Genomic DNA, 21,695 nt, shown 5'->3' with positions numbered 1-21,695 from the left:
GTAAGTAGGTATTATTTTAACCTATCTTGTTGGAAAGTGGGTTTTATTTTATCCTACCTAAGTCAGTAAATAGGTATTATTTTAATCTACTTACAGTCTCTTAATGAAGCAAGGACTAAAAATAAGGATAGTCCCTATTTTAGTCCCTGTTATAATATAACATATTGAAAAACAATGGTATTTGTGGAGTCGGAGAGAATCGAACTCTCGTCCAAATAAGTCATCAAAAAGCTTTCTACATACTTAGTCCTCGTTTGATTTTCGTCGCAAAACTGACCGAGCACCGCCCATTTTGCGCTTAGCTTCCTTTGCTTAAGAACCGTTAGCAGAAGCGTACCGCAGGTTCAATGTTGACTTTTATGGTGCCTCTGTACGAAACGCCGTCAACAAGGGCTTTTCAGAGACATCTCGCTTCCCTACCTTGTAGGGACTTAGCCAGCAATCTTACTAAACTTCAGATTAGGCAGCAAGAGCGTAGTTATTCTCGCCATTTAAAATTTTGAAATAGAGATTATCGAGCATTCATTTCACAGCTCGGTATGCTTACTATTTAATGCCACTTACTGTCAAAACCGGTCGACCCCAAGTGTTCATTTCTGTAATTCGGTGCAAAGATACAAAAAATAATCATACTCACAACAATTGCCCTCTTTTTTATTTCATACTTTTACATAAAAAAGAGGATTTGGAAACCAGCTTCGGGGGCAAAGTAATAGGGAGAAATTCAGTTGAGGACGCAACATTAGCACAGGGATATCTATAAAACCACTATGAGAGTCATCGGTTCTTAGCCAAGCAGAGAGTTGTGCTTCAGGGATAGCGACTAATCTATTTTCCGAACGAAAGTTACCCGCAAATCCCACTGATAGCGCAAACTTTTTGCTGTCATAACAGTTGAAATGTATTCCTAACTGTCCGTAATTACTACCTTGTTCGAGGTAACTCACATATATGATCAGGATTTTGTCGTCGGAGATTTGCGCTACAGCGGGGAGTGCTGCCCATACACATAGCAGTAAAAAGAGTTTTTTTTATTTTAATTATTGTATTTTTTAAGTACATATTCTACTGCAAAAGCTATCGTTGGACAAAAATAGTAATAATTAGCAAATTAGAAAATTAGCAAACTTTAATTTGTAGTGAGTCCGCCATCTACAGCAAGCACAGTGCCTGTAATCCACGAAGCATTGTCGCTGGCTAAGAATACACAAGCTTTGGCTATATCTTCAGGCGTGCCAATGTGTTGTAAAGGGTATATTTCCTTTACCATAGTCTCAAAAGCGGCTTGCTTTTCGGGGGTAAGGGCTTGCAAATTGCGGTTGAATTGCGGGGTAGAAATACTTCCAGGGGCAATGGCATTTACGCGTACACCCAACTGACCTACCTCAAAAGCTAAAGCTTTGGTAAAAGAGTTCAAAGCTCCTTTAGTAGCTGAATAAACGGTTGTTGCGCGGTTAGGAAGCATTCGGTGCGCAAAATACGACGAAATATTAATGACATTCCCCTTGCTTTTCACCAAAGCAGGAAGCAGACTTTGGGTAAGAAAATAAGGCGCTTTTACATTGAGGTTGAAGTGTGCGTCGTATAGACTGTTGTCCACTTGCTCAAAAGGCACAAACTTCCCCAAACCGGCGTTGTTTACTAAAATATCTACCGTAGATAGCAGTCGCTCAATGTCTTTCACTACCTCAGTTACTGTCTCTGTTTTTGATAAATCAGCAGAGAGGGTGTGTACTTGCACGCCAAACTCACTTAGTAGCTCTTGTTGGGCTCTTTGTAGTTTTTCAGGGTCTTTGCCTATGAGCAATAGGTTCGCGCCCTCACGGGCAAAGGCTTTGGCTATTCCTAAGCCAATACCATCACTTCCGCCGGTAATCACGGCATTCTTGTTGTTTAAGTTTTTCATTTTGATATTTGTTTATTGATTTTACATCTTCTTCTTTTATACCATTTTACTAAGGAAACATAAAGTACTGCCTGAGGAAATGATATTGCGTAAGAAGTTAGAAACTTCAGTCCCCAATCATTCCAAAGATTAAACTTATCGCTTGTAATAAAGCTGTTTACCAAGCAAAGCGGTGTTGCTATAAAAAAGACAAATTGCAGAGTTTGTTTAAGTTCTGTATTCATTTGTTAATTATCTTCTTTGATTGTAGATTATTTACAAAATGCAAAGGTAAAGTATTTATTTGTATATTTGCAACTTATTTCGTAATTTATTTACAATCTATGGCAAAAGAAGTACAAAAAGAACTCTTGTTAGACTTTGATTTTCTGCGGAAATTGGTAGTGGGCATAGGGGAAGTATCACAAATCACTGGTATCCCTACCCGACAAATACGCTATTGGGAAGAGAAAGGAATTATCAGCAGTTTGACAGAAGAGGAAGGAAAAAACCGCCGATATGATTATCTCAATATCAAAAAAATACTCCTCATCAAAGAACTCCTTGATGAGGGGTACACGTTAGATGCTTCAGTAGAGAAAGTAAAGAAGCGTATGGCGATGATAGAGGAAACGCTCTCTAAGATGAGTCAATTAGTTAATAAGCAGATGAGTTGATGAAAACAATAAGTAGGCAAGAGGCTATTACACTGAGATTGTTGCACCAGCAATTGCTTTCTCCTCAATATGAAAAACCTGAGGATATTGTAGCGTGGCAAGGAGCTATGCAAGCACAGGACTATAACTATTTCCGTTGGGCGATAGGTATACGGCAATGTACTCCGCAACTAACCCAACTCCAAGAGGCTTTTGCTAAGGCTGAACTTTTGCGCCTTCATCTCTTGCGTTGTACGGTGCAAGTGGTGAGCAAAACGGATATAGGCTGGTTACTTCCCTTATGCAAGGAACGCAATCTGAGTACTTTGCTATCTTGGCAAAAGAGTATCAGTACAGCGTTTGCCCAAAATTACTTTGAGGAGGTAACCCACGCTCTACGTGAATTGTTCGTTGGTGGTAAGTCATTGTCTAAAAAAGCTATTGCTAACAGACTCACAGCTTTGGGACTTTTACCTGATGACAAACTGCTCAACCCCTTATTATTGCGTGCTGAGATTGAAGGACTTTTGTGTTCGGGGGTGATGCAAGGCAAGGAAGCTACTTGGGCTCTATTGTCGGAAAGAGTGCCCACAACAACTGTTATTACCCTTGATGAAGCTTTGAAACGACTGGCACAGAAGTATTTCAAGAGTCATTCGCCTGCCTCGTTAGAGGATTTTACGTGGTGGTCGGGATTGCCTAAAATGCAATGTAAGAAAACTATTGAGGGGATTGCCTCTGAATTAGAAGAAGTTTTAGTAGAAAATACTCCAATGTATCTATATCGCAATAACTTTGAAGCTACCGATTACACAAAAACAATGCATTTGCTTCCGCCATACGATGAGTATCTGATAGGCTATAAAAGCCGTTGGGTAGCTCTCGACAAAAAGCACGAAGCAAAGGCACATAATAAGTTTGGTATATTTAAACCGGTTATTCTGCACGAAGGCAGAGTTGTAGGCAATTGGAAAGCGAGTATTGATAAACAAGCAACTAACCTAACTACTGACCTTTTTACTGAGAAAACCAAAGTAAGGAAACGGAGTTTGCAAGAGGCTACTGAGCAACTTGTAAGGTTTTGTAAAAAAGATAACTAATTTTCTAATTCCCTCATTTGCTCATTTGTTAATTATGTATTACCTTTGTGGCATTAAAATATTAATAATATAATTATGAAAAAAGTACTTTTAATGGGAGTGTTAGCTTCCTTTATGTTAGCAAGCTGTGGTACAGCTAAATCACCAGAGATGAAACGCTTAGAAAATCAACAGCAAGCCTTAAAACTCAATTCTGAGCTCAACGAATTGCAAATGAAACTCACTCAAGAGCAAACCAATAATCAGTCGTTGCAAACTGAGGCTACGCAAGCTAATGAAGAAGCTACCAATCGTACGGATGCTTTTAGTGATGCCAACTCGGCTTCGGCAAGTGCTAAAAAAGCGAACAAAGCTGAAAAAGCTTTGCGCAAAGCTAGTAAGGCTAACAAGGATTTAGCCAAAAGTAATCGCCGTATTGAGAAATTGCAAAAAGACATCACTAAATTGCAAGAAAAGATAACTAAACTAAATGCTGAAGTAGAATTTAGCAAATAGATTACAAGTTAGATGGTTTATTAAAATTCCCGTGTGGTAGTACCACACGGGAATTTTAATAATTAGCACATTTGCTAATTTCCTAATTTCCTAATTGACATATCATCTCTACAAAAGCAGGGTCTCGGTGAGAAAAGAAGAGTGTTTGCTGGGTGTCGAGAGTGGCTATTTGGCTCATATCCTCTGCTGAGAGTTGGAAGTCAAATACATTAAGGTTTTGTTCCATACGCTCCTTGCGCACCGACTTAGGAATGCAGATAATATCGCGTTGCAAGAGATAGCGCAAAGCTACTTGGGCAGCGCTTTTGTGATACTTTTCACCAATAACATTAAGAGTAGGATTGGCAAAGAAATCGTTTTTACCCTCAGCAAAAGGTCCCCACGACATTAGCTTGGTATCGTATTTCTTCATTAGCTCTTGTAGGTCTTGCTGTTGGTAGAATACGTGTGTTTCCATTTGGTTTACAGCAGGTTTTATCTCGCAGTGGTATGCCAAATCGAGGTATCTATCGGCATAGAAATTGCTAACGCCAATAGCGCGCACTTTGCCCTCTTTGTAGGCTTCTTCCATAGCGCGATAAGAGCCGTAATAATCGCCAAAAGGTTGATGAACGAGTAGCAAATCGATATAATCAGTTTGTAGTTTGCGCAAAGAGGTTTCGATAGAGGCTTTTGCCTTTTCGTAGCCTGCATTGCTTACCCACACTTTGGTAACGATAAAGAACTCTTTGCGGTCGATACCACTTTTTTTAATAGCATTACCTACGCCCTCTTCATTGCGATAGATTTGGGCAGTGTCAATCATTCGGTAGCCTACCGCGATAGCATCGCTTACGCAACGCTCACATTCTTCGGGGTTTACTTGGTATACACCATAGCCCAATAGGGGCATTTGTACCCCGTTGTTTAACTCAATGTTTTTCATTTGTAATTCTTATTTTTAATTTTTGACTCTGCAAAGATAAACAATTTTTATAAAAGATTGTTATACAAAAGTCGGTAGTTTTTACAAATTTTCCTTATCTTTTTAGCTTTTCTTCCTCCGCCTATTTTTCTCGCTTTGTACAACAACATTTAGGGGTAAGTCCGAGTGAATTTTATCAGTAATAATAAACTCCCCGTGTGGTATGTATCACGCAGGGAGTTTATTATTGTAGCTACGGAAGCTTACTATGGTAATTTTGAACCTTTCCAGCCTCTGGTTACTAAAACATATTGAAAATAGTCAGTAGTATATTTATCCTCCTCAGGCGTTATCTTTCCCATAAGGAAACTAATAGGTGATTTGAAACCAACAACATCTTGACAGTGTGCATAAGGAGAATCTTTACTGTTGAGCTTGTAAAGCACTATTGAAGGATTCCCAGAGGCTTCTTTGAAATTTTCTGCATTTGTGAAATAGGAGATAGGCCCATCGCAGTTTGCCCAAGAAATCATCTCGTTAGGGCTCGTTGGCATACCCAAACCTTTTGGAAGATACATTTCTGAATCGAAAGGACGATGCATCACAGAAATCACCGTATAATCTTTCTGTTTTAGAAGAGCAGCAAAACATTTTCTCCCGTTGTATTTTTCCTGATAGATATGTCCGCTACCCAAAGAGCAATAATAGTTTCTTTTTGTATCACTCACACTATCTAACTGCTTGATAGTTAAATCAAAATTACTCATCATAACAGTATCGCGATTGTGCTTAAAGGCTTCTTGTTTACCTAAAAGTCCATAAACTCGTATCTTCTGATCCTTTGGTAGTGTTTGATTATAGTTGTAAAGTATCTTCCATTTTTCAAGATACTCCTGTGTTTGGCGCTGCGGGATATTCTCTTTAAGATTGTTGAAGTGTTGTTTCAACAACGTTTCATCAGGAGTGTCAGCATTTAGATATTGATTCAGAAGTTCAGCATCTTCGGTAAAAAATTCATTAAAATAATCAGTAACTCCAAACTTTTTATTCAGGTACATCAAGAGTTGAGCGTCAAAAAGTTGTGTCTTGGTAAATCCGTGAATCTCACCAAACATAAACACAGTAGATGTATTAACCTCTGTAAATAATGTTGTATCGGAGATTGTGCTTTCTGGCGGTAATATTATGCTATTAGCTTTAAGGTAATTTACTTTTTCTTCACTAATATTACCACGAAGGAAGAACCCATAAATAAAGAAATACGCTATGGGCAATACGGTTAAGAGCAAGAAAATAACAAGAATAGTAAGTAGTATTTTCTTTATTACTTTTTTCATAACATAACTATTTAGTTAATAAATATAAACTCACAAGAATCTAAGTAAAAAGAATCCCATTTCCTTAAATTCACAACAAAAGTATAAAATTAATTTTAATGAATAGATAATTAATGAATATTTTTTCGTACAGCAACATTTAGAGGTAAGTCCGAGTGAATTTTATTTATTGCGTGTTGTGCTACGACCAATTATCTTATTGCTTCAATCATATTATCTACTTGTAGTTTTTCGAGGATATTCTGTCGATGGCGGTTTACGGTATGTATGCTGATGTTCAGTTTTTCGGAGATTTCTTTGCTGAACATTCCCTCTTTGGCAAGGGCGAGTATCTCTCTCTCGCGCGGAGTGAGCAGGACATCGGTAGCACTTTCGATAGTGAAAGGTACCACTTCATCGGTAAGGCAGTTTTTTATCTGAAAACGCACTGAAGTGTTTGCCGATTGCTCGGGAGCAAGGTCTATCATACCCATTGCAAGAAAATTATCATCTTTGAATGCCAATAGGCGCATTTGGTAAATCATTCGTACATACTTCCCTCTATCGAGCACTCTCATCTCATAGATGTATTTGTAAGCCAACTTTTCTTCCTCGGGGAGTGTGTCTAAAAACTCCCATACTTTTTTATCAATTCTTCTTACCACCTCTAAATCATCGGGATGTACCAATTGTTCAATATCCAGCTCTTGAGGCGGTTCAATATATTCGGTTACATAATAGTAATGCCCGAATCTATCCGATAGAAAAACGGCAAAACTACCTGCTTGTTCCAAGATTTTCATATAAGAAATGTATTCTTGGGCTATTTCCTCTATGCTTTTATCGGTTGTCATCTTTAAAAATGGTTATTATTCAGTATTGTGTAGTGATGCGCACTGGCGTAATTTTGCGCCAAAGATATGAATATTTGTTGAAAGTATATCTATTTCGTTGGATTCTTAACAATTTAATATATAAAACAATGAAAAAAGTGGGATTAACACTGGTGATAGCACTATTTTTAGCAGCTATCTTTCCGCTTCAAGCTCAAGTAAAGTTGGAGTTGGAAGCAACTGTAGGGCAAAATGATGCCGTACCTTTCTACGATACCGATAAGGTACAGAACATTATTGTAGGGGTTCGTACGGGACTTTTGCTGAATGTCAAATTTCAAAGCGGATTTGGCTTGGAATCGGGATTGTTGCTCTCTACCAAAGGTTATTTTTATGGTTATGACCACAGTAGAGTAGGGAAGCAGCTTACCGGAAAACATTATAGGTATGGCACTTTGGAGTACCCTCTTTGCGTTACCTATAAATATGATTTAGGCAAAGTGAAGTTGGTGTGGAAAGCGGGAGGTTATGCTTCTAACTCTTTATGGGGCAGGAGTAGAGAGCTTTGGACGCTTTATGAAAACAATAGTGAAGTAGATTATTCTTTTAGGAATTATCATTCACTTGCTATTGGCAATACTTCTTCCGATGATTTGCGCTCGTTTGATGTAGGGTTACATTTTGCTACGGGAGTAGAAATAGGACGTTTTACGGCGGGTATTGGCTATAGTATAGGTTTAGTAGATGTACTTCCTAACCTCTCAGGGAAAAATACAAACCGAATACTTAATATTTCAGTAGGATATAAGTTTTTTTAGAAATAAAATAAGTTATGAAGAATCAAGCACGAACTATTAGGAATTTATGTATTTTTATTCTCGTAGCCCTCAGTTGTGGCTGGGTGGGTGTATGGGTGGATGCTCTTACGGGGGAAACGACAGGCGATTTTAGCGATACTAGCAATGGTACTAACGGAATGGGTATTTTTATAGTTGCCCCTCTGCTTACTTGGCTCTTGTTGCGCACTTTTATGGGTGATGGTTGGCGCGATGCGGGATTGCGTCTGCTTATCAATAAAAACCTGCGTTGGTATGGGGTGGCAACCCTTATTTACCCTGTGGTGATTGCCATTACCCTGCTTATAGGGGAGCTTTTGGGCTGGCTGGATGTACAAATCCGGTGGACGGACTATCTTGCGGGCTTTGGTATTTTTGTATTAGCGGAATTTGTAAAGAATTTCTTTGAAGAATCGTCGTGGCGAGGGTATCTTACCGCCCGTTTGCTCAGTTTAAATATTAAAGATATGTGGCTCTACCTCATTGTGGGGGTAGTGTGGTGTTCGTGGCATTGGCCTTACTTTTTCTACTTCATAAAACCCGAACAGATATTTGCTGTATTCCCTTACGATAAGGTTACTTTTTGTATAATGGCATTGGTGTGCTGCACCTCGTGGACGGTGATGTATACCGAACTTTTCCGTCTTACAAAGTCGATATGGCCTGGGGTGTGGATGCACGCTATTGAGGATACTGTCATTAACAGTTTGATATACGATAAGCATATTCTCATTGAAGCAGGTAGAGAGATACTCATTTCGCCCGTTTCAGGTATTATTCCTTGTCTGCTGTACCTTGGTGTAGGTTTATGGCTGAGGAAATTACGAATGACGAGAGACGAATGACGAAAACTCCCCGTGATACGAGCTGCATAGGCAGTTTGCATACGGGGAGTTTTATTTATTACGTGTTATGCTACGACTCCTCAATTTTAAGGTAGTCTTTAGCTTTTGTAGGCGATATAACACTGCGCCCTAATTGAGCTTCCAATTGCTTGCGCGCTACTTTGGCTACACTACCACCTTCTTTAGCTACCTTTTTCTGTTCTTCTACTCCTTGTGGGTCGCGTTGTTTGGAAAGTTCGGTAGTTGAGGCTTCGGCTAATATGTTAAAAGCCATTTCCAAGTTAGTCATATTATCGCGTAAGTTCTCTTTTTTGAGTCCTTTATACTGCTTGTATTCTTTGGTAGTAAAACCACTCCATTGTTGGGTGATAATATCAGTGAGAGTAGCGTACTCTACACCTTCTTTTACTCCCGTACGTTTCCACTCATCGGTAAGTTCTTTTCGTACTTCAATAGATTTGATACGCTGGTTTATCCACGCTTCCGAATATCCTAAGCGGTGATAGTCAGCCACCGCTTGTTCTATAGAGCGTTCAGGGTCTTGCAGTTGGTCAATACGAGTGCTAGCAACTTCTGCCATCCATAGTTTAAAAGGTTCTGCTTTAGGAGAAGGGATAGACTGTATCAAACGAAAAAGTTGTTCAGTATCAGCGACATCAGTAAGTCGCATTTTACCATCAGTAGCTTCTAATTTCAACTGGTGACAATTTGACACCGTTTCATTTCCCTCTTTTTTGAGTCGTTCTTTTAGTTTGTTCCAATACTTTCGAGCAGTAAGAAAATCTTTACTATCCGCAAGTATAGCCACTACATCTACAATAGAGAAATACCATTTCTCGTGAGTGTCGTCCCAAATGGTACGCACCTTGCGTTCTTCAAATAATTTGATAGCTTCTTTTTTCATATCCGATAAGGTTTTTGTGCTTTTTCAAACAACAAAAGTACAAAATAATTAATAATTGACAATTAACCATTGATAGTTTACAAAAACTCCCCGTGGTTACTGCCTATGCAGCTCGCACCACGGGGAGTTCATTTTCTAATTTTCTAATTCTCTCATTTGCTAATTGACGATTTTATCAACTGTAGCATTGCTGTATCTATTTTCTCTGCTGTGCTGAAGTTTTGCTTTATATGGTATTTTTCGGCGATAGCAGAATTTTTCTCATAGCGTATGTTTACCGTTTTATCCTCCTCATAGATAAGGATTTTCAAAGGGAGTTCAATAGCCAACCGAGGGTTTTCCTGCATTAGGGCGGTTCCTACTTTGGGGTTACCTACTATGAGCACGGTGGCAGGCTGCATACTTTCGCCTACTGCCTCAGCCGCTTTGTGATGTTCAATAGTGGCAAAAATGGTAATCCCCTTGCTGTTCAGTGTTTTCTGAAGTGCTGCTACGGTCTCTTCAAAAGCTAATGGACTTTGGAAGTCTCCATAAGGTTTTATTACATCTTTACAACTGATAATAGGTTGTGCTGCTGCTAAGAACGGGAATAATAAGAAGATAATAAGGTGTTTCATATAGTTTATTATAAGTGTTTATCAAAGAAAGTAAGGGTAAGTTCATTTAGTTTGTGGTGGGTTTTCTCAATAGGGGTTTTGCCACTAAATCCCAAAAAATGAGCAAAAGGCACCCACAAAGGCGCATCGGTAAAATCTACGTGGAAGATATCGGGGATTTGTATAAATTCACTTTCAGCTGTGTTTTTGCATAGGTTTCCCATTGTGCTGAGGTGCTCTTGAATATCGCTTTCTGTCCACCCACCTGAGCGTTCTCTTTCTGTGCGCATAGCTTCTGCAGGACGTGTGATAACCATTGTAGGAACACGCAAACCCGTTTGTGCTATTTTCTGAGGAATCCGCGATTCCATAATCAAATTAGCCTTGATACGAGGGTCTTTCCAAGAGGCTTCCGATACGATAATTCCTCCGAGAGAGACCCCAAAAGCTCCTAATCTATCCAAGTTGAGTTTGTTGTAAAGAAGATTGTTAGGGTCGTTTGTGTTGAGCATAGTAAGGAAATCTATTACTCGCGATACATCTTTGGCGAAGTAGGCTATCAATCCCCCCTCAAAAGTTTTTCCGTTATACTTCAAAAGTGGATTTTCCCTTGTAAGACTCTCATTGAGCATAGGGTCGATGAGCGTTCGCGACAGGCTTTTGAGCGTACTGCCGTCGGGGAACGTTGTCAAGGCTACTGCCATAGGGCAATCAATAGCTACCACTATATAGCCTTGAGAAACTAACTCTTGTATCTGAAAAGTGCTTATACATCGGTGTCCGTAAAGTCCTGTGAGGTACAAAAGTACAGGATATTGCGCTTTTTCCTTGTTTATAGGATCTTTTACTAAGGCATTCGAACGCTTGAATTGCAACGGATAAAACAATGCTTTCGGGATGTGTAAAAGTTCTGAAATAGCCTTGCTCACCTTTGTAGCTTCAGGGATATAAGGGGCGTAATCAGGGTGAGAGGTGTTTTCGGCAGGGTACCACACTTGTATGGGGATTTGTCTGGCTTGGTGTTTATCAGTGATGAAAATCTCTTCCCTATCAGGGTCGGTTACACAATAACTCACTGTGCCAATAGTATACTTACCCATAGGTTTTGCAAGAAGTGTAGGGCGGAATATATAGTAACCCCCTCTCACGAGCAAGACTAATACTATGGTGATAAGGATATACATCTTTTTCTTTTTCATTTACTGCAATTGTTTCTTTACTGCTGCGGTGGCTATACCTGCCTTTTTTGCATTCAAAGGTAGCCACAGGCTACTTTTAAACGGTATAATGTGCAAAAGTACATATTATTTTTTACTTAACCTACTAATACTTGTAGCTTTTATGAAAAACTCCCCGTGCAGTAGCATACCACACAGGGAGTTTATATGTATCACTACAATCTAATGACTATTTATTAACAACTAACCACTTCTTATAGAACTCTTCAAATTTATCAAAAGGTATTTTGCCTGCTTTGTTATCGTATAAATCTACGTGAGTAGCATCAGGTACGATGTAGAGTTCTTTGTCTTTACTACCTATTTGTTTGTAAGCATCTTCACTGAAATAGCGCGAATGTGCTTTTTCGCCGTGAACGAGCAAAGCTGGGGTTTGCATTTCGGCTGCGTAGTGCAAGATAGGCATATTGATAAGGGCTAACATACCGGTATCAGCCCAAGAATGTTCGGGGTTAGAGTTTACAGCACGAGGGTGAAAACCGCGCTTGGTGCGGTAAAAATCAGCGTATTCGGCAATGAACTTAGGTGTTTCGGGGGTGATAGTTTTAGGGTCGAGGTTATTAGCCGGCAAGTAGGAAGCATAACCTTTTTTAGCACTTTCCCAGCGTGCATTGTTCATTTGCTCTTTCATCTTACGGCGTGCTTCGGGAGTATTACCCGATACACGGTCGTAATTGCCTTGAGCATTTGGGGTCATTTTTATTTCATAGCCATTAGCCGATACGCGGGTCATATCGTACATAGTGCTGGTGCCTACCGCTTTGATACGGGTGTCCGAAAGGGCTGCGTTGAGAGCAAAACCACCCCAACCGCAGATACCGAAAATGCCAATACGCTCGCGGTCTACATTCTCCAAAGAGCCTAAGAAATCAACAGCTGCTGAAAAGTCTTCAGTATTGATTTCGGGACTGGGCATATTGCGGGGTTCGCCAGAACTTTCGCCAGTAAAAGAGGGGTCAAAAGCAAGGGTTACAAAGCCTCGCTCAGCAAGAGTTTGGGCATAAAGTCCAGACGATTGTTCTTTCACTGCTCCAAAAGGACCTGATACAGCAATAGCAGCGAGTTTACCCTGAGTGTTTTTAGGGGTATAGAGGTCAGCAGCAAGGGTAATGCCATAGCGGTTTTTAAAGGTTACTTTGCGGTGGTCTACTTTTTCTGATTTTGGGAATATCTTATCCCATTCTTGTGTAAGTGTCATAGCGTTTTCGGTTTTAGAGGATTGAACTTCTGTTTGTGTATTTTCGGTGTTGTTCACTTGTTTGTTTTGGCAAGAAGCCATAGCTAAAATACTTGCGATTGTTAAAATGATTTTCTTCATACGGTATTATTTTCTAATTCTTTAATTATTTTTGCTGGTACGCCTGCCACTACTACATTAGCAGGTACATCTTTGGTAACTACCGCACCAGCTGCTACTACCGAGTTTTCTCCTACGGTAACCCCAGCGGTAATTACAGCCCCTGCGCCTACCCATACATTCTTACAAATATGCACGTGGGCAACACTCAAACTCTGACGGTTGGCGATAGTCACAGGGTGTCCTTCGCTGGAAATAGTAACCTTAGGGGCTATCATCACCTCTTCATCAATGGTAATACCGCCCAAATCGAGGAACGAACAATCGTGGTTGATAAAGGTATGCGCCCCTATGCAGAGATTCCTACCATAATTTAGGTGAATAGGGGTAGTAATCACAGCGGTTTCGTGCTTTCGGTTCCCGAAGAGTTCTTGTAATAGTTGTTTTATTTCAGTAGTGTTGGCAGTGTTATTGAGGCGTACAAGAAGTTTTTTGCTTTCGGCACAAGCCTCGTGAATGAAGTGGTAATCGGGGTCAAAGAAAGAAATGGTTTCTCCTGCAAGGAGACGAGAAAAGATATTGTTCATAAGCGTTAGTCTTTAGTTCTTAGTTGTTAGACTCATTGTTGTTTAGGGTACAAAGATAGTAATTATTTGCTGATTAGCTAATATATTGACAAAAATCCCCGTGGTGCGAGCCACACAGGCTGTTTGCATACGGGGATTTTATTTTCTCATTTGTTAATTTCCTAATTCTCTAATTCCCTAATTTGCTAATTTCCAACCCTTATCTTTTACCTAAAAAAATCTCTTTGGTAACTCTATTATTGGGTCTATCGAGGGCTGTAACTACTATCTTACTACCTGAAAGAGCAGGATTCAGGGCAGTAGTAGCGTATTGCCAAATGTCAGCGGTAAGTACGGCATTGCCTTCTTCAACGGTTTCCTCACCGTGCGATATCGTCACTTTCACCTGAACAACCTTAAAATTATCACTTACTTCAATGGTTATAAGCTCTCCTTTTTGGGTACCTGTATAGGCTTCAGCGTTGATGTGTCTGATTTCAGGAGCTTTGAGATAGTCGGACACTGCCATATTATAAGCGTTGATAACACCACGTCGTTTAGCTTCTGCTGTATATAAGTCTTTCAGAACAGGGTCTTGCAAAGCGTTTTTGGCATAGGTGCTAGCGAGCCTAAATCGGTTGTTTTGCGAGATGAGAGTAGGGTGAGTAGTAGGCTTTCTGCGGGGTTTAGCAACAACAATAATCTTATCGCCTACTCTGCGATATACTACTTGGTTGCCGAGTTTTCCCGAGATGCCTTGCATTGCTAAGTTGTCTTTTATTTTTGCCATAGGTCTATTAGTTAATTTGTCCTTTTGTTAATTAGTACTGCAAAATTATAAAACATTTACTGAATTAGCAAATGTGCCCATCTGCTCTCCGGTTTAAGACTGTTTATCGTTCGGTGTAGAGCCACTGTAGACCCACTGTGGGTTCGGTATCGCTTCGGTGTAGATAGCAATAAAGTTCTCTGTATGGTTTTAATAGGTAAATATACGAAATTTCATTTTTATAAGACGTTTACTTAATGCTATTTCAAAGGGTTAAGCCTTATACTTTCCTCTTTTCCAAATTTCTATTGAGTTGATAATATTCTGCCACAAAATATAACAGCCAGGACCTACGGTGGAAAGAGGGTGCAGGTAGGTGGTAGCTATCCAAATGGCAAAAGCCGTATTTTTTTGTCCTAAGGCTTGTCCTGCCTCAATCGAAGCTTCAAAAAACCGACCTATATACCGCCCAATAGCGTATTGCATTAGGCATAATAGTAACCCCAAAAAAGCAATGAGCAATAAAAAACCTATCCCCGATTGTGCGTGGAAGATATTTTTAAGAGTCGTACCAGTAACAATCATCAGTGAACAACCCCAAAGATAGAAGGAGAGGTCAGGAATGTTTATCAGCCATTGGTGAAAGCGGTGAAGTTGTGGTACACTCTTGGTAAGTAGTGCTAAGAGCATAGGCACAACCAACACCAAACACACTTTCTGCATTATGAGCGAGAAAGCAGTCCAAAAAGTAAACTCCGATGCAGGTTCTATCAGTGGAAAACAAATCGGAATCAGTAGGGCGCAAAGCAGATTAGAGAGGAAAGTGTAGGTGGTCATCTGTTCCAAATTGCCTCCAAGTTTTAAGGTTACTACGGCTGCAGCTGCGGCACAAGGGGCTATCACACAAGCAAGAATACTCTCCAAGAGTATCAACTCCTTCCCACCAATCCGAAAATAAAGAATCACCCCTACAATCGCTGCTACCAAAACGATTTGGAAGAGACTTGCCCAAAAGTGCCATCGTACGGGCAACAACTTTTTAAAGTTTACCTTGCAGAAAGTAACGTACAGTATCAGGAACATAAACAGAGGCAGTATAGTGTCGAACGTAGGAGCAAGTTTTTGTGAGAGAGTATCCAGCGCAGGCACGTAGTAAAATATGAGATATACCAAAGCGCCTATGCCCATAGAAATAGGCAGTGTCCAATTCTTTATAAAACGAATGAGTGTAAGCATTTTAAATTTACCGATGAGCTAATGATTTAAGGCTACAAAAGTACAAATAATTTGCTAATCAAACTACCTGTACAACTCGTATTTAAAATTTCTAATTTGTCAATTTACTGATTTCTCTCTATCTTTGCCCTCAATTTACCGATTGTTAATGAACAAATTAAGACATTTCTATGAAACAGCTTTTATCACTTATTGCTATCCTTTCAGTATCAGCTCTTTTGGCTCAAAATCCTTTTGAAAAAGAAATCTTGCAATCTAAGTATACTATCGATTCTATAGTAGCAACCGAAAAACTACTTCTTTACAAGAGAGAAGCCGCCGTTCAGCAGTCGCTAAAAGAGGGCAAGATTACCAAAGAGCAAAGTGCAAAAATGCTCAAAGAGATTAAGGAAGCAAGTGAACTGAGCACTAAACAGAAAACCTATAAAGAAGGCTTACGTCTATCTGCTCTTATCCAGCAAAAGGCTACTGAACTCAGTATCGACACCCTGCAAAAAAACGCAACGCTCGATAGTCTTATATCTACTGAGCCGAAAGAGAACTATATACAAACTGTTCAACAGTTAGATTCATTGCCCAATAAATATAATGAAAATAAACACGAAGTTACAGTAGCTATTCATTTGGCTATCGGATTACAGTCTGTAACCAATGATAAAACTTACTTTAACCCCTATTTAAATACAGAATTAGGACTTGCTTTTACCTCTCAATTGTATAAAAAGAAACAACTTTCCCTCAATTACGGCTTAGTGTGGCAAAGCAATAGACTGAACATAAAAGGTAATAATTATCTCATTTCAGAAAATGGCGACACAAAATTAGTACCTTTCTCTAAGCCTTTAGACCGAGCTAAACTGCGTGTTAATTACCTCATCTTGCCTATTGAATTACAAAAGAATTTTAAATCAAAAATACATATAGGAGGAGGCGCTTACTTTGGCGCACTCATCGATGTAAACCAAAAGATAAAATACACTGAGGGAGACGACCATTTAAAACTATTTCTTCGCAATGGTTTGAAAGTAAATAAATTCACCTACGGACTATCAGCTCAAGTAGGCAACAAATGGTTTTCGATTTATGCTAAATACAGTTTAGCTCCCTTATTCGAAAATAGCCCTAACAATATACACCCTTTTTCAATAGGTATAAAATTTTAGTAGTATATGACAAAACGTTTCCTCCTTTTCCAGCTGATACTTCTTGCGCTTCCTTGTTTTGCTCAACAAAGGGTGGTAAACAAGCATCACGAGTCTGTTGAATATGTGAATATAGGCATAGTAGGCACCAATAAAGGTATTATTAGCGATGAAAATGGTTACTTTTCGCTCGAAAAGCTCGGAGCAAAGCCCACTGATAGCATTTATTTTTCACATTTGAGCTATCAACATAAAGTATTAGCTTATCGTGATATCAAAAAAGAAGTGCAACTCACCGAAGCAGTAATTAACCTTCCCACTACTACCCTAACAATGAAAACACCTAAAATACGCTATGTAAAAAGTAAAGGAGTAACTACCTTTTTTACTCTTTATGGCGAAATGAAGCGGTACTTTCAGCAACACGGTGGCGTCCTCTCAGAATTAGGCGATTTCATTTCGCTTTCTAACGACACTCAGCTTACCGAGTTCAGTATTGAGATTAGGGAAAGTACCTTTTATATGGCAGTCTTGCGCGTAGTAGTGTACCAAACCGATAAGGAGCACAAAAACTTCACTCCGCTTATCAAAGAACCTATTTACATTCATTTATTCCCTTCTGATAACCCACAAACTTTCACTCATAAACTATCAGTATTAGTACCCAAAGGCGAAATGTGGGTAGGTGTACAGTTTGTGGAAGTGAGAGGTAAAGATGATGCTACTATTACCTTCAACGCTACTACCAACAAGTGCTGGTTACGCTTCCCTGATAATACAATCAGGCAAGTGAATGGAGGCTTCGGAATTCCCTTTACTGTAAAAGGCTACGACATCATCAAACAATAAAGACCAACTTTGCCAAAGTTAAATAATTTGCTAATTAGCAAATTTTCTAACTATTTTCCAACCTTTTTATTTTTTCTTCGTTTATAAGGGCAAATTGGAGGACTTATGAAAAAGAAAATATTTACATCTGCTAAACTATTGTTGATGGGAGTTATCCTATTGTGCTACCTTGTTTTTAGCGCTTGTTCAGCACTCACGCTTGAGTTTGAAGAAAGGGACTTGACCATTACAAATCTTGACGGCAAGACCATTCCCATAAGAGTTGAGCTTGCTCGCTCCATACGAGAGATGTCAAAAGGTTATATGGGGCGTGAGAATATTCCCGAAGGAACAGGTATGCTTTTTATCTTTAAAAGAGACGAAAAGTTAAGCTTTTGGATGAAAGATACGCCTACTCCCCTTTCGATTGCGTTCATTAACTCGAATGGCGAAATTCGCGAAACACGCGATATGACACCGTTCAGCCATCAAAGTGTGGATTCATCGGAACCTGTGCGTTATGCTCTTGAAGTGCCTCAAGGATGGTTTAAAAAAAACAACATAGGAAAGGGCTGTACAATCAAACTGCCGTAACCGATGAAGTTGAACAATCTCCTGTTTTTCTACATCGTACTTAATTTGAACCTTAAAAAGAATAAATCATTCATCATTTAAAGAAAAATGCAAATCGACCATCGTCTCATCGAGAAAGCTCAGCGCAACGACCGCTTAGCGCAAAAGCAGTTGTACGACCAGTACGCTCCTGCTTTGCTGAGTGTGTGCAGGCTGTACATTAGTGATTTGCAATTCGCCGAAGATGCCTTACTGAAAGCTTTTTTCAAGATATTTACCAGTCTCTCTAAATATGAAGAGCAAGAGCACTTCTATGCGTGGATACGCAGGATTACTGTAAATGAATGCATAGATTTTCTCAAAAGCAAAGCGCAAAAGCTATCCTTCGCCGATTGGAGCGATACTTACGACACTATCGACGAGAGTGAGTTAGACAATGAATCTTTTAACGATGAACAAATACAAGCCTTTATAGATAAACTTCCTTCTGCCTGTCGTACCGTTTTTAACCTTTATGTGTTTGAAAATGAATCTCACAAGCAGATAGCAGAGAAGTTAGGTATTAGTGAAGGCACTTCTAAATCGCAGTTGGCTTATGCCAAAAAACTTTTACAACAATACGTTACAAACTATAAAAAAAGAGCTTAAAAAATGTGGAAAGATAGCATACAACGCCTATTTAGGTATCGGAAAATCACCCCCTCGTCTACCCTATGGGAACAGTTAGAGGCGCAATTAGCCGAGAGTGAAGCCCAACAAGCAAGGCATAAAAGCCGAAAAGTGTGGTATTACGCCATAGCTGCCTGCTTGCTATTGTGCCTCGGGATAGGGTACTTGTTACAACAGCAACAAACCAATACAAACCCTGAATATCAATCGCAGAAAGTAGTAGTTGTAACCACAGAAAAAGAAAACGTATCATCTGTTGGTACTACTTTCACTCCTACTACGATAACCGAAACCCCCAAAGTTCCCATAGTCCAAAGGACTCTTACAACTTTGCCAGCTGCTAAGAGTTCCATAGCTTCTCCTGCCCTCCTCGATATCAATGAGGTAGATACTCTTTTTGCTGAGTATACTGCTGATGCTATTGAAACCAGAATTACAAAACAGATGGAAAAGCAAATAGCAGGGGATTTACAGCAACTATCGGCAGAAGACTTAGCTCTTATCGCTACTACTCAAGCTCAACTCAACCAATATGTAAATCAAAAATACGAGCAAGATGCTACTTTTAACACCATTGAAAGGGACTTGCTTAGAAACAGGGTAAAACTATTAGCTGAAAGGCTACTAAAAGAAGTAGGAACACGCGTTGTTTTAAACAATAAAGACTAAAAATAAATATCAAAATGAGAACATTACATTTTTTATGGGTGATTTACTTGTTGGCGACAAGCGTCACCTTCGCACAAGACCATTCCAAAGAAGCTATCAAAAAATCGAAATACACGATAGACTCTATTGTATTTGCAGAAAAAGAAACGCTCAAAAAGAAACTTTCAGCCGTAAATCAGTTGCTCAAAGAGAAGAAAATCAGTGAAGAACTGAGTCAGCAGATGAAAGAAGAGCTCACGGCTACTACCGAGAAGAATATCAAAGAAAAGACGGCTGCTGAAGCCGAACATTTAGCAAAACTCATACGTGAAGGAGCGACATCAGCCTCCACAGAAACCCAAACCAATACGCTTACCACAGCTAAATCGGATGCGTATAAGCGCGCAATGGAAGAATTAGAAACTATTTTCCGCAAGAAAGAAGAGAAAAAAGTGAATACCAATCGTGCCTTAGACGAAATAGGGCTTTATATGGCAGTAGGGTTTCACAACCTAAACAGTAGCAATGGCTTTGGAGATAATCGTTTTAAACCCTTAGGTTCTAAATCGTTTGAATTGGGTTTTACATCAGGGTTTCGCTTGCTTAAAACGAATAATTTGTTGCATATCAACTATGGAATTGCCTGGATGCACAACGGACTCAAATTCAAAGAGAGCGAGTACTTTGTAAGAGAAAACGGCGTAACAAAATCGGTGGAGTATACCGCTAATAAACTTAACAAATCGAAATTGCGCACCAATTACCTCATCGTGCCTGTGGACTTCGAATTCGATTTTACACCTCCTAAAACTAAGAACGGAGTGACCATTTACCCTGTTCACGACAGTTTCAGAGTAGGTTTTGGGGGTTATGTAGGGGTATCTATAGGCAACAGTCAGAAAATAAGATATGACGATGGTTCTATTCATAAAAATGTTATAAGAGAGGACTTAAATATCAGTCCTTGGGTATATGGACTTTCGGCGCATTTAGGATATAAAAGTTGTGTGCTTTACGCTCGATATAGCCTCGCTCCTCTTTTCCGAAACAATCCTGTAAACGAGTATCCTTTTTCTATAGGGATACGTTTTGGAGATTAAAAGATTTGTTTTATATCTCTTAGCTAAAATTTATTTTCCTGAAAATAGTATTATAATCAAAAAAAACTTTGTACCTTTGCAACGTTGCTTGTAAAGGTACTTTTTTGTTTGGTATAGAAGCAGTCTTTTTAAATGATAAAAATATGAATACAATCTTAGAAGAAAAAGACATAGACACTCAAGATAAACAGAAGCTTATGGAGGCACTCGAGACGATGAGTGCCGAGGAGTCTGCTGGTTATAAGTTGTGGATTTCAAAAAAGCTTAAAGAGAGGTTTCATAATGCGACTGATTTAGAAGAAAACAATGAATATGCCTCAGCTAACTATCAGGATAAAGAAGAAAATATTACCAACTTAGAAAATCTTGTAAGAGAAGCAAGAGCGGAATATAAAGCGGGTAAAACTACCCAAATAAACCCGTTTGATATATGGGAAAATCTTTAACTGAAACTGAAGAAAGCTCAAGCTCAACCTATACAATCGAATTAACTCAAGAGGCTTTAAAACAACTAAAAGAGATAAAGAAAAATGGGCTACCCTCTGTAAAGAAACGCTTAGAGAGGATTTTTGCAGAAATAGCAATTAATCCTATGGATAGTAATGGTTTTGCTTCTGCTGAGAAATTAAAACATTTCCCTAATAATGAGATTTGGAGCAGAGAGTTAAGCAAAAAGGATAGAGTAGTGTATGAAGTTTTTGAAGATGAGAAAACAGTACTTGTTTCCCGATTATTAGGACATTATTTTGACAAATAAGCCGTAGTACGACGACAATACGAGCCGTACGGGCAACCGTAGTACGGTGGACAGCAGAAGAGTCGGGAGAGCGAAAGATAACGGAGGATTTCAGAAGTAGTGTGAGAGAGTTTTTGATGAAAAAAGGGTATTGGAAGGGTGTACTTAGCTTATAGGAAGCTTATAGGAAGCTTATACGAATCTTGGACGATTGGTATAGAAAAGGTATATAAGTGATTGACTCATAATACAATACAACAGTGCTAAAAATGTTAAAAACGGGGTTTCGAGGCGAAAGAAAGAGAAATAGGCATTAGGCCTAAGGCCTTAGGCACTAGGAGGGGAGTATGACGAAAAAAGGAAGAAATGACGAGTGACGATTGACGAATGACGAATAACAGATGAAGAAGATAATATTATAAGAGGGAACTGAAATGAGGGGAAAGCGATTGAGAAATGGTATTGTATGAAACTAATGATACATAAAACATCTAAAAATTGACAACTAACGACTAAACACTAA

General features: G+C 39.2%; 26 protein-coding genes and 1 other RNA gene. 13 read left to right on the top strand and 14 right to left on the bottom strand.

The annotated features are described in order from the left end of the window. Positions 1–181 precede the first annotated feature (181 nt). The 4 genes from ssrA to HMPREF1528_RS03290 form a co-directional block, all read right to left on the bottom strand. Positions 182–584: a transfer-messenger RNA gene (gene ssrA / locus HMPREF1528_RS12165) on the bottom strand. Positions 585–659: 75 nt separating this feature from the next. Further along, the gene (locus HMPREF1528_RS12160) at positions 660–947 is read right to left on the bottom strand and encodes a hypothetical protein (RefSeq protein WP_232211452.1); all 288 of its coding nucleotides are present in this window, start codon (positions 945–947) and stop codon (positions 660–662) included. Between the two features lie 182 nt (positions 948–1,129). Then, the gene (locus HMPREF1528_RS03295; protein ID WP_016478620.1) at positions 1,130–1,906 is read right to left on the bottom strand and encodes an SDR family NAD(P)-dependent oxidoreductase; all 777 of its coding nucleotides are present in this window, start codon (positions 1,904–1,906) and stop codon (positions 1,130–1,132) included. After that, positions 1,903–2,130 carry a hypothetical protein gene (locus tag HMPREF1528_RS03290; protein ID WP_016478619.1) on the bottom strand — a complete coding sequence of 76 codons (228 nt, stop codon included), beginning with the start codon at positions 2,128–2,130 and terminating at the stop codon, positions 1,903–1,905. The genes HMPREF1528_RS03295 and HMPREF1528_RS03290 overlap by 4 nt, the downstream gene beginning before the upstream one ends. Positions 2,131–2,229: 99 nt before the next feature. On the opposite strand from HMPREF1528_RS03290, the gene HMPREF1528_RS03285 reads away from it, so the two are divergent. From HMPREF1528_RS03285 to HMPREF1528_RS03275, 3 genes are all read left to right on the top strand, one after another. Continuing rightward, positions 2,230–2,562 (top strand): MerR family transcriptional regulator, encoded by a 333-nt coding sequence (locus tag HMPREF1528_RS03285; protein ID WP_016478618.1) that lies wholly within the window; start codon positions 2,230–2,232, stop codon positions 2,560–2,562. Beyond that, entirely contained in the window at positions 2,562–3,641 is a 1,080-nt protein-coding gene (locus tag HMPREF1528_RS03280; protein WP_016478617.1) for a winged helix DNA-binding domain-containing protein, read from the top strand. Before HMPREF1528_RS03285 ends, HMPREF1528_RS03280 begins: the two co-directional genes overlap by 1 nt. A 75-nt stretch (positions 3,642–3,716) precedes the next feature. Further along, positions 3,717–4,136 (top strand): hypothetical protein, encoded by a 420-nt coding sequence (locus HMPREF1528_RS03275; protein ID WP_016478616.1) that lies wholly within the window; start codon positions 3,717–3,719, stop codon positions 4,134–4,136. An 82-nt stretch (positions 4,137–4,218) separates the two neighbouring features. Here HMPREF1528_RS03275 and HMPREF1528_RS03270 read toward each other — a convergent pair whose 3' ends face one another. The 3 genes from HMPREF1528_RS03270 to HMPREF1528_RS03260 form a co-directional block, all read right to left on the bottom strand. Then, positions 4,219–5,061, bottom strand: a complete 843-nt coding sequence (locus HMPREF1528_RS03270) for an aldo/keto reductase (RefSeq protein WP_016478615.1) — start codon at positions 5,059–5,061, stop codon at positions 4,219–4,221. A 245-nt stretch (positions 5,062–5,306) separates the two neighbouring features. Next, the gene (locus HMPREF1528_RS03265) at positions 5,307–6,377 is read right to left on the bottom strand and encodes a hypothetical protein (RefSeq protein WP_016478614.1); all 1,071 of its coding nucleotides are present in this window, start codon (positions 6,375–6,377) and stop codon (positions 5,307–5,309) included. 191 nt (positions 6,378–6,568) lie between these two features. Then, on the bottom strand, positions 6,569–7,210 hold the full coding sequence (locus HMPREF1528_RS03260; RefSeq protein ID WP_016478613.1) for a helix-turn-helix transcriptional regulator: 642 nt from the start codon (positions 7,208–7,210) through the stop codon (positions 6,569–6,571). A 128-nt stretch (positions 7,211–7,338) separates the two neighbouring features. Between HMPREF1528_RS03260 and HMPREF1528_RS03255 the strand changes: the two genes are divergently transcribed. After that, positions 7,339–8,007, top strand: a complete 669-nt coding sequence (locus tag HMPREF1528_RS03255; protein WP_016478612.1) for an outer membrane beta-barrel protein — start codon at positions 7,339–7,341, stop codon at positions 8,005–8,007. Between the two features lie 14 nt (positions 8,008–8,021). Then, positions 8,022–8,870 (top strand): CPBP family intramembrane glutamic endopeptidase, encoded by an 849-nt coding sequence (locus HMPREF1528_RS03250; RefSeq protein WP_016478611.1) that lies wholly within the window; start codon positions 8,022–8,024, stop codon positions 8,868–8,870. Between the two features lie 70 nt (positions 8,871–8,940). Here the strand turns inward: HMPREF1528_RS03250 and HMPREF1528_RS03245 are convergent, their stop codons facing one another. The 7 genes from HMPREF1528_RS03245 to HMPREF1528_RS03215 all read right to left on the bottom strand — a co-directional run bounded on the left by HMPREF1528_RS03245 (position 8,941) and on the right by HMPREF1528_RS03215 (position 15,476). Beyond that, positions 8,941–9,774: a Bro-N domain-containing protein gene (locus HMPREF1528_RS03245; protein WP_016478610.1), complete on the bottom strand. Its 834-nt coding sequence runs from the start codon at positions 9,772–9,774 to the stop codon at positions 8,941–8,943. A 152-nt stretch (positions 9,775–9,926) separates the two neighbouring features. Further along, positions 9,927–10,391, bottom strand: a complete 465-nt coding sequence (locus HMPREF1528_RS03240) for a DUF302 domain-containing protein (RefSeq protein WP_016478609.1) — start codon at positions 10,389–10,391, stop codon at positions 9,927–9,929. Positions 10,392–10,399: 8 nt separating this feature from the next. Next, positions 10,400–11,569: a carboxylic ester hydrolase gene (locus tag HMPREF1528_RS03235; RefSeq protein ID WP_034567784.1), complete on the bottom strand. Its 1,170-nt coding sequence runs from the start codon at positions 11,567–11,569 to the stop codon at positions 10,400–10,402. A 208-nt stretch (positions 11,570–11,777) separates the two neighbouring features. Continuing rightward, entirely contained in the window at positions 11,778–12,926 is a 1,149-nt protein-coding gene (locus HMPREF1528_RS03230; protein ID WP_016478607.1) for an alpha/beta hydrolase, read from the bottom strand. Then, complete coding sequence (locus HMPREF1528_RS03225) at positions 12,923–13,492, bottom strand: sugar O-acetyltransferase (RefSeq protein ID WP_016478606.1); 570 nt, start codon at positions 13,490–13,492, stop codon at positions 12,923–12,925. The genes HMPREF1528_RS03230 and HMPREF1528_RS03225 overlap by 4 nt, the downstream gene beginning before the upstream one ends. Before the next feature lie 199 nt (positions 13,493–13,691). Next, entirely contained in the window at positions 13,692–14,261 is a 570-nt protein-coding gene (locus HMPREF1528_RS03220) for a hypothetical protein (RefSeq protein WP_016478605.1), read from the bottom strand. Positions 14,262–14,513: 252 nt separating this feature from the next. Beyond that, complete coding sequence (locus HMPREF1528_RS03215; RefSeq protein ID WP_016478604.1) at positions 14,514–15,476, bottom strand: hypothetical protein; 963 nt, start codon at positions 15,474–15,476, stop codon at positions 14,514–14,516. A 170-nt stretch (positions 15,477–15,646) separates the two neighbouring features. Between HMPREF1528_RS03215 and HMPREF1528_RS03210 the strand changes: the two genes are divergently transcribed. The 8 genes from HMPREF1528_RS03210 to HMPREF1528_RS03175 all read left to right on the top strand — a co-directional run bounded on the left by HMPREF1528_RS03210 (position 15,647) and on the right by HMPREF1528_RS03175 (position 21,193). Beyond that, positions 15,647–16,639 (top strand): outer membrane beta-barrel protein, encoded by a 993-nt coding sequence (locus HMPREF1528_RS03210; protein WP_016478603.1) that lies wholly within the window; start codon positions 15,647–15,649, stop codon positions 16,637–16,639. 6 nt (positions 16,640–16,645) lie between these two features. Next, positions 16,646–17,467 (top strand): carboxypeptidase-like regulatory domain-containing protein, encoded by an 822-nt coding sequence (locus HMPREF1528_RS03205; RefSeq protein ID WP_016478602.1) that lies wholly within the window; start codon positions 16,646–16,648, stop codon positions 17,465–17,467. A 105-nt stretch (positions 17,468–17,572) separates the two neighbouring features. After that, on the top strand, positions 17,573–18,040 hold the full coding sequence (locus HMPREF1528_RS03200) for a DUF192 domain-containing protein (protein ID WP_009420227.1): 468 nt from the start codon (positions 17,573–17,575) through the stop codon (positions 18,038–18,040). A gap of 87 nt (positions 18,041–18,127) precedes the next feature. Next, complete coding sequence (locus HMPREF1528_RS03195; protein WP_016478600.1) at positions 18,128–18,667, top strand: RNA polymerase sigma factor; 540 nt, start codon at positions 18,128–18,130, stop codon at positions 18,665–18,667. 3 nt (positions 18,668–18,670) lie between these two features. Then, positions 18,671–19,357, top strand: a complete 687-nt coding sequence (locus HMPREF1528_RS03190; protein ID WP_016478599.1) for a hypothetical protein — start codon at positions 18,671–18,673, stop codon at positions 19,355–19,357. Between the two features lie 14 nt (positions 19,358–19,371). Continuing rightward, a complete protein-coding gene (locus HMPREF1528_RS03185) occupies positions 19,372–20,436 on the top strand; it encodes a hypothetical protein (protein ID WP_016478598.1) in 1,065 nt (354 codons plus the stop codon). Positions 20,437–20,579: 143 nt separating this feature from the next. Next, positions 20,580–20,882: a hypothetical protein gene (locus HMPREF1528_RS03180; RefSeq protein WP_016478597.1), complete on the top strand. Its 303-nt coding sequence runs from the start codon at positions 20,580–20,582 to the stop codon at positions 20,880–20,882. Further along, positions 20,867–21,193 (top strand): type II toxin-antitoxin system RelE/ParE family toxin, encoded by a 327-nt coding sequence (locus tag HMPREF1528_RS03175; RefSeq protein ID WP_002675218.1) that lies wholly within the window; start codon positions 20,867–20,869, stop codon positions 21,191–21,193. The genes HMPREF1528_RS03180 and HMPREF1528_RS03175 overlap by 16 nt, the downstream gene beginning before the upstream one ends. The last annotated feature ends 502 nt before the right edge of the window (positions 21,194–21,695 follow it).

Origin of the sequence: Capnocytophaga sp. oral taxon 336 str. F0502 (genome assembly GCF_000411575.1) — a bacterium.
Lineage (GTDB): Bacteria > Bacteroidota > Bacteroidia > Flavobacteriales > Flavobacteriaceae > Capnocytophaga > Capnocytophaga ochracea.
This window is presented reverse-complemented; position numbering and strand designations above follow the sequence as displayed.

Bases quoted from the DNA above. Each gene is read 5' to 3' on its own strand.
- HMPREF1528_RS03295 (WP_016478620.1), bottom strand. From the start codon at position 1,906: ATGAAAAACTTAAACAACAAGAATGCCGTGATTACCGGCGGAAGTGAT.
- HMPREF1528_RS03290 (WP_016478619.1), bottom strand. From the start codon at position 2,130: ATGAATACAGAACTTAAACAAACTCTGCAATTTGTCTTTTTTATAGCA.
- HMPREF1528_RS03285 (WP_016478618.1), top strand. From the start codon at position 2,230: ATGGCAAAAGAAGTACAAAAAGAACTCTTGTTAGACTTTGATTTTCTG.
- HMPREF1528_RS03280 (WP_016478617.1), top strand. From the start codon at position 2,562: ATGAAAACAATAAGTAGGCAAGAGGCTATTACACTGAGATTGTTGCAC.
- HMPREF1528_RS03275 (WP_016478616.1), top strand. From the start codon at position 3,717: ATGAAAAAAGTACTTTTAATGGGAGTGTTAGCTTCCTTTATGTTAGCA.
- HMPREF1528_RS03270 (WP_016478615.1), bottom strand. From the start codon at position 5,061: ATGAAAAACATTGAGTTAAACAACGGGGTACAAATGCCCCTATTGGGC.
- HMPREF1528_RS03265 (WP_016478614.1), bottom strand. From the start codon at position 6,377: ATGAAAAAAGTAATAAAGAAAATACTACTTACTATTCTTGTTATTTTC.
- HMPREF1528_RS03260 (WP_016478613.1), bottom strand. From the start codon at position 7,210: ATGACAACCGATAAAAGCATAGAGGAAATAGCCCAAGAATACATTTCT.
- HMPREF1528_RS03255 (WP_016478612.1), top strand. From the start codon at position 7,339: ATGAAAAAAGTGGGATTAACACTGGTGATAGCACTATTTTTAGCAGCT.
- HMPREF1528_RS03250 (WP_016478611.1), top strand. From the start codon at position 8,022: ATGAAGAATCAAGCACGAACTATTAGGAATTTATGTATTTTTATTCTC.
- HMPREF1528_RS03245 (WP_016478610.1), bottom strand. From the start codon at position 9,774: ATGAAAAAAGAAGCTATCAAATTATTTGAAGAACGCAAGGTGCGTACC.
- HMPREF1528_RS03240 (WP_016478609.1), bottom strand. From the start codon at position 10,391: ATGAAACACCTTATTATCTTCTTATTATTCCCGTTCTTAGCAGCAGCA.
- HMPREF1528_RS03235 (WP_034567784.1), bottom strand. From the start codon at position 11,569: ATGAAAAAGAAAAAGATGTATATCCTTATCACCATAGTATTAGTCTTG.
- HMPREF1528_RS03230 (WP_016478607.1), bottom strand. From the start codon at position 12,926: ATGAAGAAAATCATTTTAACAATCGCAAGTATTTTAGCTATGGCTTCT.
- HMPREF1528_RS03225 (WP_016478606.1), bottom strand. From the start codon at position 13,492: ATGAACAATATCTTTTCTCGTCTCCTTGCAGGAGAAACCATTTCTTTC.
- HMPREF1528_RS03220 (WP_016478605.1), bottom strand. From the start codon at position 14,261: ATGGCAAAAATAAAAGACAACTTAGCAATGCAAGGCATCTCGGGAAAA.
- HMPREF1528_RS03215 (WP_016478604.1), bottom strand. From the start codon at position 15,476: ATGCTTACACTCATTCGTTTTATAAAGAATTGGACACTGCCTATTTCT.
- HMPREF1528_RS03210 (WP_016478603.1), top strand. From the start codon at position 15,647: ATGAAACAGCTTTTATCACTTATTGCTATCCTTTCAGTATCAGCTCTT.
- HMPREF1528_RS03205 (WP_016478602.1), top strand. From the start codon at position 16,646: ATGACAAAACGTTTCCTCCTTTTCCAGCTGATACTTCTTGCGCTTCCT.
- HMPREF1528_RS03200 (WP_009420227.1), top strand. From the start codon at position 17,573: ATGAAAAAGAAAATATTTACATCTGCTAAACTATTGTTGATGGGAGTT.
- HMPREF1528_RS03195 (WP_016478600.1), top strand. From the start codon at position 18,128: ATGCAAATCGACCATCGTCTCATCGAGAAAGCTCAGCGCAACGACCGC.
- HMPREF1528_RS03190 (WP_016478599.1), top strand. From the start codon at position 18,671: ATGTGGAAAGATAGCATACAACGCCTATTTAGGTATCGGAAAATCACC.
- HMPREF1528_RS03185 (WP_016478598.1), top strand. From the start codon at position 19,372: ATGAGAACATTACATTTTTTATGGGTGATTTACTTGTTGGCGACAAGC.
- HMPREF1528_RS03180 (WP_016478597.1), top strand. From the start codon at position 20,580: ATGAATACAATCTTAGAAGAAAAAGACATAGACACTCAAGATAAACAG.
- HMPREF1528_RS03175 (WP_002675218.1), top strand. From the start codon at position 20,867: ATGGGAAAATCTTTAACTGAAACTGAAGAAAGCTCAAGCTCAACCTAT.